We start from the raw sequence: 14,311 nt of genomic DNA on the forward strand, positions 1-14,311 counted from the left end.
CGAGGATTAGCAGATGAAGTTCGAAGGCACCCAGGCCTACGTCGCCACCGATGACCTGAAGCTGGCAGTCAATGCCGCCATTACCCTGGAGCGTCCACTGCTGGTCAAGGGCGAACCGGGCACGGGCAAGACCATGCTCGCCGAGCAACTGGCCGAGTCCTTCAACGCCAAGCTGATCACCTGGCACATCAAGTCCACGACCAAAGCGCATCAGGGTCTTTACGAGTACGACGCGGTCAGCCGCCTGCGTGACTCGCAACTGGGCACCGAGAAGGTCCACGACGTTCGCAACTACCTGAAAAAAGGCAAGCTCTGGGAGGCTTTCGAGTCCGAGGAGCGGGTGATCCTGCTGATCGACGAAATCGACAAGGCCGACATCGAGTTCCCCAACGACCTGCTGCAAGAACTCGACAAGATGGAGTTCTACGTTTACGAGATCGACGAGACCATCAAGGCCAAGAAGCGCCCGATCATCATCATTACCTCCAACAACGAGAAAGAGCTGCCGGACGCCTTCCTGCGTCGCTGCTTCTTCCATTACATCGCGTTCCCCGATCGCGTGACGTTGCAGAAGATCGTCGACGTGCACTACCCGGACATCAAGAAAGACCTGGTCAGCGAAGCGCTGGACGTGTTCTTCGATGTGCGCAAAGTCCCGGGCCTGAAGAAAAAACCGTCAACCTCCGAACTGGTGGACTGGCTCAAGCTGCTGATGGCCGACAACATCGGCGAAGCCGTACTGCGCGAACGCGATCCAACCAAGGCCATCCCGCCACTGGCCGGCGCGCTGGTGAAGAACGAACAGGACGTGCAGTTGCTCGAGCGCCTGGCGTTCATGAGCCGTCGTGGCACTCGCTAAGCTCCATTAGATAGAGGCCAACGCCATGCTGCTCAACCTGTTCAATGAAATGCGCGCCGCCAAGGTGCCGGTCTCGGTGCGTGAGCTGCTGGACCTGATCAACGCGCTGAAACAGCGCGTGACCTTTGCCGACATGGACGAGTTCTATTACCTGTCCCGGGCGATTCTGGTGAAGGACGAAAAGCATTTCGACAAGTTCGACCGGGCGTTCGGGGCTTACTTCAACGGCCTGGAAAAACTCGACGATCACCTTCAGGCGTTGATTCCCGAAGACTGGTTGCGCAAGGAATTCGAGCGTTCACTGACCGACGAAGAGCGAGCGGCGATCCAGTCCCTGGGGGGACTCGACAAGCTGATCGAAGAGTTCAAGAAGCGCCTCGAAGAACAGAAAGAACGCCACGCCGGCGGCAACAAGTGGATCGGCACCGGCGGCACCAGCCCGTTCGGCTCAGGCGGCTTCAACCCGGAAGGCATCCGGGTTGGCGATGCCGGCAAACGCCAGGGCAAAGCGGTCAAAGTGTGGGATCAGCGCGAGTACAAGAACCTCGACGATTCGGTTGAACTGGGCACGCGCAACATCAAGGTGGCTCTGCGCCGGTTGCGCAAGTTTGCACGTCAGGGCGCGGCGGAAGAGCTGGACATCGACGGCACCATCGACCACACCGCCAAAGATGCCGGGTTGCTGAATATCCAGATGCGCCCGGAGCGGCGTAACACCGTGAAGCTCTTGCTGCTGTTCGACATCGGCGGCTCGATGGACGCGCACGTGAAGATTTGCGAGGAATTGTTCTCGGCCTGCAAGACCGAGTTCAAGCACCTGGAGTACTTCTACTTCCACAACTTCGTTTATGAATCGGTGTGGAAGAACAACATGCGCCGCACATCCGAGCGCACCGCGACCCAGGACCTGCTGCACAAATACGGCGCCGACTACAAAGTGATCTTCATCGGTGACGCCGCGATGGCGCCCTATGAAATCACCCAGGCCGGTGGCAGCGTCGAGCACTGGAACGAAGAAGCCGGTTACGTGTGGATGCAGCGGTTCAAGGAAAAGTACAAGAAGCTCATCTGGATCAACCCGTATCCGAAAGATACGTGGGGCTATACGTCATCGACCAATATCGTGCGGGACTTGATTGACGACCAGATGTACCCGCTGACGTTGCGGGGGTTGGAGGAAGGGATGCGGTTTCTGTCCAAGTAGAACACCGATCGTTCCCACGCTCTGCGTGGGAATGCATCAAGTGACGCTCCGCGTCACAGGGACGCGGAGCGTCCCGGGCGGCATTCCCACGCAGAGCGTGGGAACGATCAGTGCGAAGAAAACCGCCGCAAATACTCAACTTGCTCCCGATGTGCCACGTCCTGCACCACCGGTTTCAATCGCACCTTCGCCCCCGGCAGACACTGCGCCAGACGCGCCAGCGCCAATGGCGTCAACGCTCCCAAGCGTGGATAACCGCCAATGGTCTGCCGATCATTGAGCAACACGATCGGCTGCCCGTCCGGCGGCACCTGGACCGCGCCCAGCGGGATGCCTTCGGAAATCATCGGTTTACCCTGATAGTGCAACGCCGTTCCCAGCAAGCGAATGCCCATGCGGTCGGCGCGGCTGTCGAGCGTCCAGAAACTGTTGAAGGCATCGAACAGGCTTTGTCCGCTGAACTCACCGATCTGCGCACCGAGCACCACATCCAGCGGTAAATCGACGTTGAAATCCGGTCGATGTTCTTCCGGCAACTGTCGCAGCAACAGCAGCGAACTGCCGCGATAATTCAACTGTGCACCTTTGGCCAGTGCCCGGCCCATGCCATCCAGGCCACCGAGTTCTTCGCGGACCACCGTGGCGCTGCTGCCCAACACTTTTGGGGCTTCAAACCCGCCCGGCGCGGCGAGATAGCCCCGTGCCCCGAGCAGCGGTTGAGTGAATTGCAAGCGTTGGCCTTTGTTCAGTCGGAAACTGCGCCACGGTGCCAAGGGCTCGCCGTCCACTTGCGCGCCCAGGTCCGCGCCGGCCAGCGCCAGCACGCAATCATCCTCGGCCACCACGGTGAACCCACCCAGGGTGATTTCAACCACCGTTGCATCCAGCTCATTGCCCAGCAACCAGTTGGCCCACGACATGGAGCGCCAATCCAGCGCCCCGCCCTGAGTCACGCCCAAGTGCCGCACGCCGAAACGGCCCGCGTCCTGCAACAGGCACAGCGGCGTGCTCGCTTCAATCGATAGATGGCTCATGCCTGCGCCTCCAACGGTGTGTCGTCGCCGCCCAGATTGATGAACTCGGCATGGCTGACCGCTTCAAAGCGCACCGTATCGCCCGGTTGCATCAGGCTGTAACCGTCGCGTTCGCGGTCGAACAACTTGGCCGGTGTGCGGCCGATGAGGTTCCAGCCGCCGGGAGAAACCACCGGATAAGCAGCGGTTTGCCGTTCGGCGATGCCCACGCTGCCGGCGGCAACCTTTTTACGCGGCGTATTCAGACGCGGTGCAGCGAGCACTTCTTCCACCAATCCCATGAAGGCGAACCCTGGTGCGAAGCCCAAGGCGAACACCTGATATTCGTGTTCGCTGTGTCGGCGGATCACCTCCTCCACCGTCAATCCGCTGCGCCGGGACAACAGGCTCAGCTCCGGGCCGACGCTCGGGTCATACCAGACCGGCAGCACATGGCATTTACCGCCAGTGCGGGCATTCGGTGACAGATCGATCAAGGCTTCGGCGATCAATTCCCGTGCCTGAGACGGACTCAACGCGCTCAGGTCGTAATGCACCATCAACGTCGTGTACGACGGCACCAGATCGATCAAATGCCCGGCGAAGGCCGCACGCAGGCTTTCGCTGGCAGCCAGCATCCACGGCATGTTTGCCTCGGCGATCTCGTCAAACAGACGCACCATCAGGCAATCCAGGGCCACCACCTCTACCCGCGGTTTCATGGTGCGCTCTGCTGATCGAGGGCTGCGCGGATCCGGCGCACGGCTGCCACCGAACTGGCGTTGTCGCCGTGCACGCAGAGGGTATTGGCTTGCAGGAACAAGGCGCTGCCGTCGCTGGCCGTAAGGTTGTCTCCACGGGCAATGGTCAGGGCTTGCTCAATGATTGTCTCGGGATCGTGATGCACCGCGCCCGGCAGTTGCCGCGAGACCAGCATGCCCGCGCTGTCATAGGCGCGATCGGCGAAGGCTTCGAACCACAGCGTCACGCCGTATTCATCGCCCAACTGCTGGGCGGCGCTGTTGTCGCGGGTCGCCATCAGCATCAGCGGCAAAGTGCGGTCATACGCCGCCACGGCCTGAAGCACTGCACGCAGTTGCGCCGGCTTGGCCATCATGTCGTTGTACATCGCGCCGTGCGGTTTGACGTAACTCACCTGCCCGCCCTGAGCCCGGCAGATGCCGTCGAGGGCACCGATCTGGTAATGCAGGATGTCTTGAAGTTCCTGGGCGGTGTAGGCCATGGAACGACGGCCAAAACCGACCAGATCCTGATAGGCCGGATGCGCGCCAATCTTTACGCCGTTGCTCAGGGCCAGGCTGACGGTCTTGCGCATGATGCTCGGGTCACCGGCGTGGAAACCGCAGGCGATGTTGGCGCAATCGATGAAGGGCATGACCTCGGCGTCCAGACCCATGGTCCAGTTGCCAAAGCTCTCGCCAATGTCGCAGTTCAATAGCAGGCGGCTCACGTTGAACACTCCTGTAGGCATATTCTTTTTTTGCTGCGGGGCAGATACCCCGCAGATTATCAGTTGCTGCCGTTTTTGTTATTGGGCATCCAGTTGTTTGCCACGGGTTTCCGGCAGGCTCAGCGCCGCGAGAATCACCACGCCGTAGGACACCGCCGCAAACGCCCCGATGCCTACGCTCAACGGCACCTTTTGGCTGAGCAAGCCGATCAACAGCGGGAACAGCGCCGCCAGTGCCCGACCGATGTTGTAGCAAAAACCCTGGCCCGAGCCGCGAATCCGCGTTGGAAACAACTCAGTCAGAAAGGCGCCCATGCCGCTGAAAATCCCAGAGGCAAAAAAGCCCAACGGGAAGCCCAGCCACAGCATCACAGCGTTACTGACCGGCAATTGGGTGTAGAGCAAAACGATGGTGAAAGAGCCAACCGCGAACAGAATGAAATTCTTCTTACGGCCAAGGATGTCAGTCAAATACGCGCTGATGACGTAACCGATGTAGGAGCCGACGATCACCATCGCCAGGTATCCACTGGTGTTGAGTACGCTCAATCCCCGCTCGTTTTTGAGGAAAGTCGGCAACCAGGAGGTGATCGCGTAGTAACCGCCCAGTGCGCCCGTGGTCAGGACCGACGCGCGAATCGTGGTGAAAAGGATGCCCGGAGCGAAAATCTCGTAGAACTTCGCCGGGTTGCTTGGCTCCTGCTTGGCCTTGGCTTCGCGGTAGATTTCCGGGTCCTTGACCAGCCGACGGACGAATATGACGAAAATCGCCGGCACGATGCCCAGGATAAACAGCGCACGCCAGGCGTCTTCCGGCGGCAACACCGAGAACAGCAGCGCGTACAGGATTGCCGTCAGCCCCCAGCCCAGTGCCCAACCCGATTGCACCATTCCCACAGCCTTGCCACGGTCCTTGGCGCGAATCACTTCACCCATCAGTACGGCGCCAGCCGTCCACTCGCCGCCGAAGCCGAACCCCATCAAAGTGCGGCTGATCAACAGTTGTTCGTAGTTTTGCGCGAAGCCGCAGAGGAAGGTGAAGCCGGCAAACCACAGTACCGTCAGTTGCAAGGTGCGCACGCGACCGATGCGATCGGACAGAATCCCCGCCACCCAACCACCAATGGCCGAGGCGATCAGCGTGCTGGTGTGAATCAGCCCGGCCTCACCGGTGGTGATGCCCCACATCGCAATCAGGGTCGGGACCACGAAGCTGAGCATCTGAGTGTCCATGCCGTCCAGGCCGTAGCCGATCTTGCAGCTCCAGAAGGTCCGGCGTTCCTGCTGATTGATGTTGCGGTACCAGTCGAAAGGTCCCGGGCGAGCCGTGGCCTTGGGGATGTCGAGCGTGTCGGGCGCACTCATGGCAACTCTCCGTACAAATTTTATTGGTATTGTTCTGAGCCCCGACGACGCCTATCGTGGGAACCGGATGGCCTGATTTTTGGGCTGCCGGCCCTGCTGCGTCCAACTAATAAAAACCCGCCCTAGACATAAGAAAAACTTTATCCCATGAACCTGAAGTTTCTTGAGACCTTTGTCTGGGTCGCCCGCCTCAAGAGTTTTCGCCTGACGGCCGACAAGCTGTTCACCACCCAGGCGTCGATTTCCAGCCGCATCGCGGTGCTCGAAGGCGAGCTCGGCGTGAAGCTGTTTCTGCGCGATTCTCGCGGCGTGAGCCTGACGCCCGAAGGCTTGAAAGTGCTCGAATACGCCGAGCAGATGATGGACACCATGCAGGCTCTGAAGCAGTCGATCGAGACGCGCTCGAGCAAAGTCGGGCGCGTGCGCATCGGCGTGATGGACACGGTGATTCACACCTGGCTGAGTCCATTGGTGGCGCAGATGATGGATCACTACCCACTGGTGGAAATCGAGTTGGTGGCCGATACCGCGCTGAACCTCTGCGATCAGCTGCAAAAAGGCTTCCTCGATCTGATCCTGCAGACCGATCTGATGCGCCAGGAAAGCGTGCGCAGCCTGGAGCTGGCCAGCCACCCGATGGGCTGGATCGTGGCGAGCAGTTCAATCTACAACCGCGAGTATTCAGGCATTGCCGACCTGGCGCGCGAACGCATCATTACGTACTCGAAAAACTCCCATCCGCATCAGGACATCCTGAGTCTGATGCAGGCGAACGGGATTCTGACGCCCCGGCTCAATTGCGTGAATTCGGTGTCGGCAATTACCCGGTTGCTGCGCGACGGATTTGGCATTGGCGCGTTGCCGCCGGTATTGGTGGCCGAGGAGCTCGCACGGGGGGAATTGACCCTGCTGGCCATCGATCAACGGCCGCCGAACTTGCAGGTGGTGGTGTCGTGGCGGGTGGGCGTGGAATGGGTCGAGGAGATCGTGACGCTGTGTCAGCAGGTGCTGGAGGGGTATGCGCAGAAGGTGGGCGAGGATTACATCACGCTGGCGCGCTGAACCGATGATGGGACGCGGAGCGTCCCGGGCTGCATTCCCACGCAGACGGTTCGACGCCTCGACGTGGGAACGATCAAACGATCAAACGATCACTGGCTTAGAGGCCGCGCACATCCCGGTCTACGATCGGACGGCTCTGGCGCAGGCGTTTGCCGCCCAGCACCACCCAGTCGATGAGGCGGAACAGGCATTCAATCCCGAACGACAGCAGCAACGCGCCGCTCATGCCCCAGATCATCGCTTCCGGCGTCAACAGGATCTGGTAGCTGTAGCCGTACCAGGTTTCCTTGCGAATATCCGGATCAGCGGCCAGCGCCACTTGCAGGAAGCGGATGTACCACGGGCCCTGCATGGCCTGGAATTGCTTGTCGAGCGCCAGCTGGCGAGTGAGCATCGTGCTCAGGCTATCGGCATCGCTGCGAAAGATCGGGTCTTCGCTGGCACGATAATGAGCGACCAGCGCCTGCATATCGCCCTTGAAAAACTCATTGGCCGTGCCCTGGAAACCCGTCAGGCCGGTCTGGGCCTCGATCAGATGCGCTTCGACCCGTTTCGCGTAATCACTGATAAACCCAGGCACCTGAACGCCAATCAACAGGCCCGCCGCAAACAAAACAAGCCGTAGATAACTGAGCAACATGAGGGGTGAGTCCTTATTCGGTCTTGCCTTGGCTGACGCATTCGCCGCGTCGCCAGAGGCTCCATTGGCCCGGTTCATAGCGGGTCCAGGTTTCGTTTTCGGTGAGAGGTTCGGTGGCGATCACCGTGACCACGTCGTTGGGCGTGGTTTCGGCCTGGAAATCGACGATCACATCGACATCTTTCAGACGCGCCGGGCCGAAGGGCGCGCGACGGGTGATCTGCGCCAATTTGGTCGAGCAATAGCAGAACAGCCAGTCACCGTCGCTGAGCAGGCAGTTGAACACGCCTTTGCTGCGGTACTCGGCGCAGGCGGCTACCAGGTCCGGCAACAAGTCTTCGACTTCAACCGGCTCCGGGAACGCTGCGCGAACACGGTTGAGCAGGTCGCAGAATGCCGCTTCGCTGTCAGTATCGCCGACCGGACGATAGAAGCTGGCGGTTGGATTGAAATCGGCCAACTGGCCGTTGTGGGCGAAACACCAGTTGCGCCCCCACAGTTCACGCACGAACGGATGGGTGTTGGACAGGCAAACCTTGCCGACATTGGCCTGGCGGATGTGCCCGATCACCACTTCACTCTTGATTGGATAGCGCTGCACCAGGTTGGCGACTTCCGACTCGCAGCTCGCGGCCGGGTCCTGGAAAAGCCGCAGGCCACGACCTTCATAGAAGGCGATGCCCCAGCCGTCACGATGTGGGCCGGTGCGGCCGCCTCGCTGCATCAGCCCGGTGAAGCTGAACACGATGTCGGTCGGCACATTGGCGCTCATGCCCAATAACTCACACATGCTCGGATTCTCGCTTCAAGGCCGGATTACAAACGCGGTTCGACCCGCAAACGCTGAGGGTTGCTCGGAACGGGTGGACGACCGTACCGATCATCGCCAGCCCCGCCGAAGGGCTGATCGTCTTCAGGTTCGTCGGACCGGGCCGCGGCCTTGGCGGCAGCCGCCTGTTCCTTGCGAGCCCTGGACGCGCGCTCGATCGGAAAACGAATCGCCACGACCACCAGGTAAAGACCGAAAGCGATCATGGAGTACATCAAGAGGTCGGAAATCGCTCGCCAGGCGTTGTTGCCGACCTTGAAAGCCAGGTCCAGCGTGGTGATGGCGATGGCCGGGGCCACTTTTTCCTTCACCGGGTCGATGATTGTCGGGCTGAACAGCAGCACGGCGACCAGCAGCTGCAGCGGCTCACGCAACCAGCGCCACATCCAGCGGGTCATGCGCATCCACACCAGCAGGCAGCCTAAAGCGGCAAAGGCGTAGAGGCCCCAAGCGATCAGATAGTCGTTCTCGGTCATGGTGTCCATGGCAAGGCAGGCAAAGAGGCGCTTATAGTAACGACTTTTCGCACATCAGGCTTGTCCCAATGCCAGTCGGTCATGACACAAGGCCGGCAGAGACATCAAGAGTTGCATTGCGCCTGCAAAACCCTATTTCGTACAACGCCCGAGAGCCCTTCATGCCCCTATCCGTCAACGTTTCCGACGCGCCCATTGCCCGCAAGGCCGAGGGCGATGACCCGTATGCCTGGCTGCAGGAGCGCGACACCGACGCGGTGCTCGACTACCTCAAGGCTGAAAACAGCTATCAAGAGGCGCAAACCGCCGATCAGGCCGGGCTGCGCGAAACCCTGTTCGAAGAGATCAAGGGCCGGATTCTCGAAACCGACCTGTCACTGCCTTCCCCTTGGGGCCCGTACCTGTATTACACGCGCACCACGGCCGGTGACGAATACGCCCGTCATTACCGCTGCCCCCGTCCGGCCGATGACAGCCTGCAGCTAGACGAAGCCCGGGAGCAACTGCTGCTGGACCCGAACGAACTGGCCAAGGGCGGCTTCTTTTCCCTCGGCGCGTTCAGCATCAGCCCGGACCACCAACGCCTGGCCTACAGCATCGATTCCACCGGCGATGAGATTTACACGCTGTTTGTGAAGGAATTATCCAACGGTCGTGTCAGCGAACTGGAGTTCCAGGACTGCGATGGCAGCATGACCTGGGCCAACGACAGCCTGACGCTGTTTTTCGGTGAACTGGACGACACTCACCGTCCGCACAAACTGTTGCGCTATCGACTGGACGGCACCGCAGCCGAAGAAGTCTTCAATGAGCCCGATGGCAGGTTTTTCCTGCATTGCTACCGTTCCAGTTCCGAGCAGCAGTTGCTGTTGTCGCTGGGCAGCAAGACCACCAGCGAAGTCTGGGTCCTCGACGCCTCGCAGCCGCATCAGGCGTTCACCTGCATTGCGCCACGAGTGGAAGACCATGAATACGATGTGGACCACGGCACGCTGAACGGTGAGTGGACCTGGTTCATTCGCACCAACCGCGACGGTATCAACTTTGCCCTGTACACCGCCGTCGATACTGGATTGGCGCCGACCGAGGCCGACTGGCAGAACCTGATCCCCCACAACGACACCACGATGATCGAGGGCATGAGCCTGAACCTCGGCGTGATAACCCTGAGCCTGCGTGAAGGTGGCTTGCCGATCATCGAAGTTCATCCCCAGGAACTGCCGCATTACCGCGTGCAACTGCCGGATGCGGCTTACAGCCTGCATGTGCAGAACAGCCTGGAGTTTGTCAGCGACAAGATCCGCCTGCGCTACGAAGCGCTGAACCGACCGGCGCAAATCCGTCAGCTGGACCTGGCCAGCGGCGAGCAGACCGTCCTCAAGCAAACCCCGGTGCTGGGTCCGTTCGATGCCGATGCCTATGTCAGCCAACGCTTGTGGGCCACCGCGCCCGACGGCACACAAGTGCCGATCAGCCTGGTGGTCAAACGCGAAGCGCTCGGAAAACCTGTACCGCTTTATCTCTACGGCTACGGCGCTTACGGCGAAAGCCTTGACCCGTGGTTCTCCCACGCCCGTTTGAGCCTGCTGGATCGCGGCGTTGCGTTTGCCATTGCTCACGTGCGGGGCGGTGGCGAGCTGGGCGAAGCTTGGTATCGCGCCGGCAAGCAGGAACACAAGCACAACACCTTCAGCGATTTCATCGCCTGCGCCGAGCACTTGATCGCCAACGGTTTCACCACGCCTTCTCAATTGGCGATCAGCGGCGGCAGCGCCGGTGGCTTGCTGATCGGTGCGGTGCTCAATCAACGTCCTGATCTGTTCGGCGCGGCGATTGCCGAGGTGCCGTTTGTCGATGTGCTCAACACCATGCTCGACCCGGAACTGCCGTTGACCGTTACCGAATACGACGAGTGGGGCAATCCCGAAGAGCCGGACGTCTATGATCGGATCAAGGCCTACGCCCCGTATGAAAACGTCACCGCGCAAGCCTATCCGGCAATGCTGGTGATTGCCGGCTACAACGACAGTCGTGTGCAGTACTGGGAAGCGGCGAAGTGGGTGGCGAAATTGCGCGCGACCAAGACCGACAATAATCCGCTGCTGCTCAAGACCGAATTGGGTGCCGGCCACGGCGGGATGAGCGGCCGTTATCAGGGATTGCGTGACGTAGCACTCGAATACGCATTTGTTTTCAAGATTTGGGGAATTGCCTGAGGAACTTGGCCCGGCGTTTTGGTCTTAAGACCTGCCCCCCCTCTCAATGTGGGAGCGAGCTTGCTCGCGATGACGGAAGCACATTCAGCTTTGATGTTGAATGACAAACTGCTATCGCGAGCAAGCTCGCTCCCACAGGGGATTGGAGACATCCCGAATAACCGGAACCAGACACAAGAAAAAGACCGTGCCGACATGTCAGAACCGACCTTACTGAACAACGAAATCCGCGACTGGCTGATGGATTGCGGCCTGTTCGATCAATTGCTGCCGGCCGATTTCGCGGCCGCTTCGGGCTACTTCAGCATCAGCACCATCGCCCAGGGCGAAGAGATTTTCCACGAAGGCGATGCCGGCAGTTTCATGTGCATCATCCACACCGGCCAGGTGTCGGTGCAGAAGACTAACGGCGACGGGCAATTGGTGACCCTGGCCACCTTGCGCAGCGGTCGCTCGTTCGGCGAAATGGCCGTGCTCGATGGTGAACGGCGCTCGGCCAGTTGCGTGGCCGCCAGTCACTGCCAGCTGCTGAACCTGGGCAAGGACTCTCTGGAAAAGATGATCAACGACGCGCCGAAAATCGCCGCCAAGATCATCCGCGCCCTCGCCGTCGCCCTTTCAAAACGCTTGCGCATGGCCGACGGGCAACTGATCTCGCAACAGATCTAACCGCCGGGCGACTTGTCCTTTGTGCTGTTTGGTTCGATGCCCGGCACTGGTTGATCCTTGGTCGGAGGACTGGGCATTTCGATCGGCACCAGCGGTGGGCCACCGCTGCCCGGCCCGGCCTTGGGCAGGGGCGTCGGAGTGATTTGCGGGTAAGGCGTCGGTGTCGCGGTGCCGGGCGACCCCGGCAGCGGTGTGGGGCTGGTTGGAAGGGTTTGCAATTGCTGGGCCCGCACTGCAGTTATCGAGAGCGCGGCCAAGGCAATGACCGTTAGAATGGTGCGCTTCATCAATGGCTCCGTTGGCCTTGTTGTCATTGGCAGGCTACTCCCAACTGCCTCTGTTTGCCTTCCCCCAATTTGAGATTTCCATGAAACGTTTTGTTCTGCTCGACACCGCCCCTATCCCCGAGAACGGCGGCGCCCTGTGCCTGTTCGAGTATGGCGAGGATTTCGTCATCAAGATCCAGGGCGGCGATGGCGGGCAGTTGATGAACACCCGTATGCACGGTTCCGAGGATGCCTTGGCCGAGATTCCGTGCCGCAAGGTGGCGGGCCGGCCCGACTCGCGCGTGCTGATCGGCGGCCTGGGCATGGGCTTCACCCTCGCCTCGGCCCTCAAGCATTTGGGCAAGACCGCGCAAGTGGTCGTCGCCGAACTGGTGCCCGGCGTTGTGGAATGGAACCGTGGACCACTGGGCGAGAAAGCCGGGAATCCGCTGCTCGACCCGAGGACGGTGATCCGCATGGAGGATGTGGCCAAGGTCCTGCAAGCCGAGCCACAAGGTTTCGACGCGATCATGCTCGACGTCGACAACGGTCCCGAAGGCCTGACCCAGAAGGCCAACAGCTGGCTCTACTCCGCCGGTGGCCTGAGCGCTTGCGCCAAGGCGCTGCGGCCCAAAGGCGTGCTGGCCGTGTGGTCGGCCAGTGCGGACCGCCAGTTTTCCGACAAGCTGAAAAAGGCCGGTTTCAAAGCCGAAGAAGTCCAGGTCTTCGCCCATGGCAACAAAGGCACACGCCACACCATCTGGATTGCCGAGAAGCTCAAGGGCTGAGCTAAACTGCACCTATTACCGTCATTAGTCTTTTTACAAAGGTGAACCCATGAGTTCGTCAACGCCTCCGTCCAACACGTCGAAGCTGGACCGCATCCTTGCCGACAACCAGCGCGACAAGGAAATGGGTTACCGCGACAAGGCCCTGAAAATGTACCCGCACGTGTGTGGCCGTTGCGCCCGCGAGTTCTCCGGCAAACGCCTGAGCGAACTGACCGTGCACCACCGCGACCACAACCACGACAACAACCCGCAGGACGGCTCGAACTGGGAATTGTTGTGCCTGTATTGCCATGACAACGAACACTCGCGGTACACCGACCAGCAGTATTTCGACGAAGGCTCGCTCAGCAGCCCGAAAATCGCCAAGGCGACGCACAACCCGTTTGCGGCGTTGGCTGGGTTGATGAAGAAAGAAGACTGAAGATTTCAGTTGCCTGATGCTGATCGTTCCCACGCTCTGCGTGGGAATGCAGCCCGGGACGCTCCGCGTCCCTTCACAGCCGGACGCGGAGCGACCGTTGAGGCATTCCCACGCAGAGCGTGGGAACGATCACTGCCCGCCCTCCCCCAATCCCCGTATAATCGCCGTTTTTCCCCGAAGGCACCCCGCTCGTGGCAGACAAACGGTACAGCTGCATTGGTTTGTATAACCCCAAATCACCGGAAAACGTCGGCTCGGTCATGCGCGCCGCCGGCTGTTATGGCGTGGCGTCCGTGTTCTACACCGGCAAGCGCTATGAGCGCGCCGCCGATTTCGTCACCGACACCAAGCGCGTCCACTACGACATTCCGCTGATCGGCATCGACGACCTGAAGAAAATCCTGCCCCTGGGCTGCGTGCCCGTCGCAGTGGAGCTGGTCGAAGGCGCTCGCTCGCTGCCGGAATACACGCACCCGGATCGCGCGCTGTACATCTTCGGCCCGGAAGACGGCTCGCTGGATAAAGAGATTCGCGACTGGTGCGAAGACGTGGTCTATATCCCGACCACCGGTTGCATGAACCTCGCCGCCACCGTCAACGTCGTGCTGTACGACCGCATGTCCAAGGGACTCAACACCCGTTCCGGGGCGAAATTCCGCTGAATCACCCGACATCCGATGGAACAAGCGGACCGCCCTGGCAGTCAGCTTAACTATCTATTCTTGAAGCAGCGATTCCGCCAGGAGACAGATCATGAACGAACTCAAACGCGTAGAACGCATCGGACCCACCCCGTTCCAGACTCATTCCGATCAGAACGTTCAGGGTTGGGAGCGCATCGGCTCCCTGGCCGGTGGCGTGGTGATGATGGGTAAAGGACTGCGTCGCGGCGGTGTGTTCGGCTTGATTCAAGTGGCGATCGGCGGCGTGGCACTGGCCCGTGGCATTACCGGGCACAGCTCGGTCAAGAGCCTTGTCTAGTCCTGAAATAGGTTTACACCTGTTTCACCCCAACGCCCGATGCACTGC

General features: G+C 60.3%; 16 protein-coding genes and 1 pseudogene. 9 read left to right on the plus strand and 8 right to left on the minus strand.

The window, feature by feature from the left end; genetic code table 11:
• Positions 1-13 precede the first annotated feature (13 nt).
• Positions 14-859, plus strand: coding sequence for an AAA family ATPase (locus QRN31_RS30700; RefSeq protein WP_222590206.1), 846 nt, complete (start codon positions 14-16; stop codon positions 857-859).
• 25 nt (positions 860-884) lie between these two features.
• Positions 885-2,063, plus strand: a complete 1,179-nt coding sequence (locus QRN31_RS30705; protein WP_285436620.1) for a vWA domain-containing protein — start codon at positions 885-887, stop codon at positions 2,061-2,063.
• 107 nt (positions 2,064-2,170) lie between these two features.
• Here QRN31_RS30705 and QRN31_RS30710 read toward each other — a convergent pair whose 3' ends face one another.
• From QRN31_RS30710 to QRN31_RS30725, 4 genes are all read right to left on the minus strand, one after another.
• Positions 2,171-3,097, minus strand: a complete 927-nt coding sequence (locus QRN31_RS30710; protein WP_285436622.1) for a 5-oxoprolinase subunit C family protein — start codon at positions 3,095-3,097, stop codon at positions 2,171-2,173.
• Complete coding sequence (gene pxpB, locus QRN31_RS30715) at positions 3,094-3,798, minus strand: 5-oxoprolinase subunit PxpB (protein ID WP_285436624.1); 705 nt, start codon at positions 3,796-3,798, stop codon at positions 3,094-3,096. The genes QRN31_RS30710 and pxpB overlap by 4 nt, the downstream gene beginning before the upstream one ends.
• The gene (locus QRN31_RS30720) at positions 3,795-4,547 is read right to left on the minus strand and encodes a 5-oxoprolinase subunit PxpA (RefSeq protein WP_285436625.1); all 753 of its coding nucleotides are present in this window, start codon (positions 4,545-4,547) and stop codon (positions 3,795-3,797) included. Before QRN31_RS30720 ends, pxpB begins: the two co-directional genes overlap by 4 nt.
• A 78-nt stretch (positions 4,548-4,625) precedes the next feature.
• Positions 4,626-5,912: an MFS transporter gene (locus tag QRN31_RS30725; protein ID WP_285436626.1), complete on the minus strand. Its 1,287-nt coding sequence runs from the start codon at positions 5,910-5,912 to the stop codon at positions 4,626-4,628.
• 147 nt (positions 5,913-6,059) lie between these two features.
• Here QRN31_RS30725 and QRN31_RS30730 point away from each other — a divergent pair, with 147 nt between their 5' ends.
• Positions 6,060-6,974, plus strand: coding sequence for a LysR family transcriptional regulator (locus QRN31_RS30730; RefSeq protein ID WP_285436627.1), 915 nt, complete (start codon positions 6,060-6,062; stop codon positions 6,972-6,974).
• A 97-nt stretch (positions 6,975-7,071) separates the two neighbouring features.
• On the opposite strand, the gene QRN31_RS30735 is transcribed toward QRN31_RS30730, so the two are convergent.
• From QRN31_RS30735 to QRN31_RS30745, 3 genes are read right to left on the minus strand one after another with little or no spacing between them, the layout of a single operon-like run.
• Positions 7,072-7,614, minus strand: a complete 543-nt coding sequence (locus QRN31_RS30735; protein ID WP_285436629.1) for a DUF2937 family protein — start codon at positions 7,612-7,614, stop codon at positions 7,072-7,074.
• Positions 7,615-7,627: 13 nt separating this feature from the next.
• Positions 7,628-8,404, minus strand: a complete 777-nt coding sequence (locus QRN31_RS30740; RefSeq protein WP_090181320.1) for a class II glutamine amidotransferase — start codon at positions 8,402-8,404, stop codon at positions 7,628-7,630.
• A 26-nt stretch (positions 8,405-8,430) separates the two neighbouring features.
• Positions 8,431-8,928, minus strand: coding sequence for an MFS transporter (locus QRN31_RS30745; RefSeq protein WP_285436631.1), 498 nt, complete (start codon positions 8,926-8,928; stop codon positions 8,431-8,433).
• A 152-nt stretch (positions 8,929-9,080) separates the two neighbouring features.
• Between QRN31_RS30745 and QRN31_RS30750 the strand changes: the two genes are divergently transcribed.
• Both QRN31_RS30750 and QRN31_RS30755 read left to right on the plus strand, forming a co-directional pair.
• Positions 9,081-11,135 carry a S9 family peptidase gene (locus QRN31_RS30750; RefSeq protein ID WP_285436633.1) on the plus strand — a complete coding sequence of 685 codons (2,055 nt, stop codon included), beginning with the start codon at positions 9,081-9,083 and terminating at the stop codon, positions 11,133-11,135.
• 195 nt (positions 11,136-11,330) lie between these two features.
• A complete protein-coding gene (locus tag QRN31_RS30755; protein ID WP_285436634.1) occupies positions 11,331-11,804 on the plus strand; it encodes a cyclic nucleotide-binding domain-containing protein in 474 nt (157 codons plus the stop codon).
• On the opposite strand, the gene QRN31_RS30760 is transcribed toward QRN31_RS30755, so the two are convergent.
• Positions 11,801-12,091, minus strand: coding sequence for a hypothetical protein (locus QRN31_RS30760; protein ID WP_285436635.1), 291 nt, complete (start codon positions 12,089-12,091; stop codon positions 11,801-11,803). The two genes, QRN31_RS30755 and QRN31_RS30760, sit on opposite strands and share 4 nt — an antisense overlap.
• An 80-nt stretch (positions 12,092-12,171) precedes the next feature.
• Between QRN31_RS30760 and QRN31_RS30765 the strand changes: the two genes are divergently transcribed.
• From QRN31_RS30765 to QRN31_RS30780, 4 genes and pseudogenes are all read left to right on the plus strand, one after another.
• Entirely contained in the window at positions 12,172-12,858 is a 687-nt protein-coding gene (locus QRN31_RS30765) for a spermidine synthase (protein ID WP_090188515.1), read from the plus strand.
• Positions 12,859-12,907: 49 nt separating this feature from the next.
• A complete protein-coding gene (locus QRN31_RS30770) occupies positions 12,908-13,282 on the plus strand; it encodes a YajD family HNH nuclease (RefSeq protein ID WP_285436637.1) in 375 nt (124 codons plus the stop codon).
• 191 nt (positions 13,283-13,473) lie between these two features.
• Positions 13,474-13,944 carry an RNA methyltransferase gene (locus tag QRN31_RS30775; RefSeq protein WP_008153126.1) on the plus strand — a complete coding sequence of 157 codons (471 nt, stop codon included), beginning with the start codon at positions 13,474-13,476 and terminating at the stop codon, positions 13,942-13,944.
• 91 nt (positions 13,945-14,035) lie between these two features.
• Positions 14,036-14,260, plus strand: a pseudogene (locus tag QRN31_RS30780) (YgaP family membrane protein); the annotation flags it as partial.
• Between the last annotated feature and the right edge of the window lie 51 nt (positions 14,261-14,311).

The organism is Pseudomonas sp. fls2-241-R2A-110 (genome assembly GCF_030209165.1).
In the GTDB taxonomy this organism is placed as follows: Bacteria; Pseudomonadota; Gammaproteobacteria; order Pseudomonadales; family Pseudomonadaceae; genus Aquipseudomonas.

What these genes read in the sequence shown, in the direction of transcription:
- QRN31_RS30770 (WP_285436637.1), top strand. Translation starts at nt 12,908, where the DNA reads ATGAGTTCGTCAACGCCTCCGTCCAACACGTCGAAGCTGGACCGCATC.
- QRN31_RS30725 (WP_285436626.1), bottom strand. Translation starts at nt 5,912, where the DNA reads ATGAGTGCGCCCGACACGCTCGACATCCCCAAGGCCACGGCTCGCCCG.
- QRN31_RS30730 (WP_285436627.1), top strand. Translation starts at nt 6,060, where the DNA reads ATGAACCTGAAGTTTCTTGAGACCTTTGTCTGGGTCGCCCGCCTCAAG.
- QRN31_RS30750 (WP_285436633.1), top strand. Translation starts at nt 9,081, where the DNA reads ATGCCCCTATCCGTCAACGTTTCCGACGCGCCCATTGCCCGCAAGGCC.
- pxpB (WP_285436624.1), bottom strand. Translation starts at nt 3,798, where the DNA reads ATGAAACCGCGGGTAGAGGTGGTGGCCCTGGATTGCCTGATGGTGCGT.
- QRN31_RS30760 (WP_285436635.1), bottom strand. Translation starts at nt 12,091, where the DNA reads ATGAAGCGCACCATTCTAACGGTCATTGCCTTGGCCGCGCTCTCGATA.
- QRN31_RS30735 (WP_285436629.1), bottom strand. Translation starts at nt 7,614, where the DNA reads ATGTTGCTCAGTTATCTACGGCTTGTTTTGTTTGCGGCGGGCCTGTTG.
- QRN31_RS30700 (WP_222590206.1), top strand. Translation starts at nt 14, where the DNA reads ATGAAGTTCGAAGGCACCCAGGCCTACGTCGCCACCGATGACCTGAAG.
- QRN31_RS30740 (WP_090181320.1), bottom strand. Translation starts at nt 8,404, where the DNA reads ATGTGTGAGTTATTGGGCATGAGCGCCAATGTGCCGACCGACATCGTG.
- QRN31_RS30765 (WP_090188515.1), top strand. Translation starts at nt 12,172, where the DNA reads ATGAAACGTTTTGTTCTGCTCGACACCGCCCCTATCCCCGAGAACGGC.
- QRN31_RS30705 (WP_285436620.1), top strand. Translation starts at nt 885, where the DNA reads ATGCTGCTCAACCTGTTCAATGAAATGCGCGCCGCCAAGGTGCCGGTC.
- QRN31_RS30710 (WP_285436622.1), bottom strand. Translation starts at nt 3,097, where the DNA reads ATGAGCCATCTATCGATTGAAGCGAGCACGCCGCTGTGCCTGTTGCAG.
- QRN31_RS30745 (WP_285436631.1), bottom strand. Translation starts at nt 8,928, where the DNA reads ATGGACACCATGACCGAGAACGACTATCTGATCGCTTGGGGCCTCTAC.
- QRN31_RS30755 (WP_285436634.1), top strand. Translation starts at nt 11,331, where the DNA reads ATGTCAGAACCGACCTTACTGAACAACGAAATCCGCGACTGGCTGATG.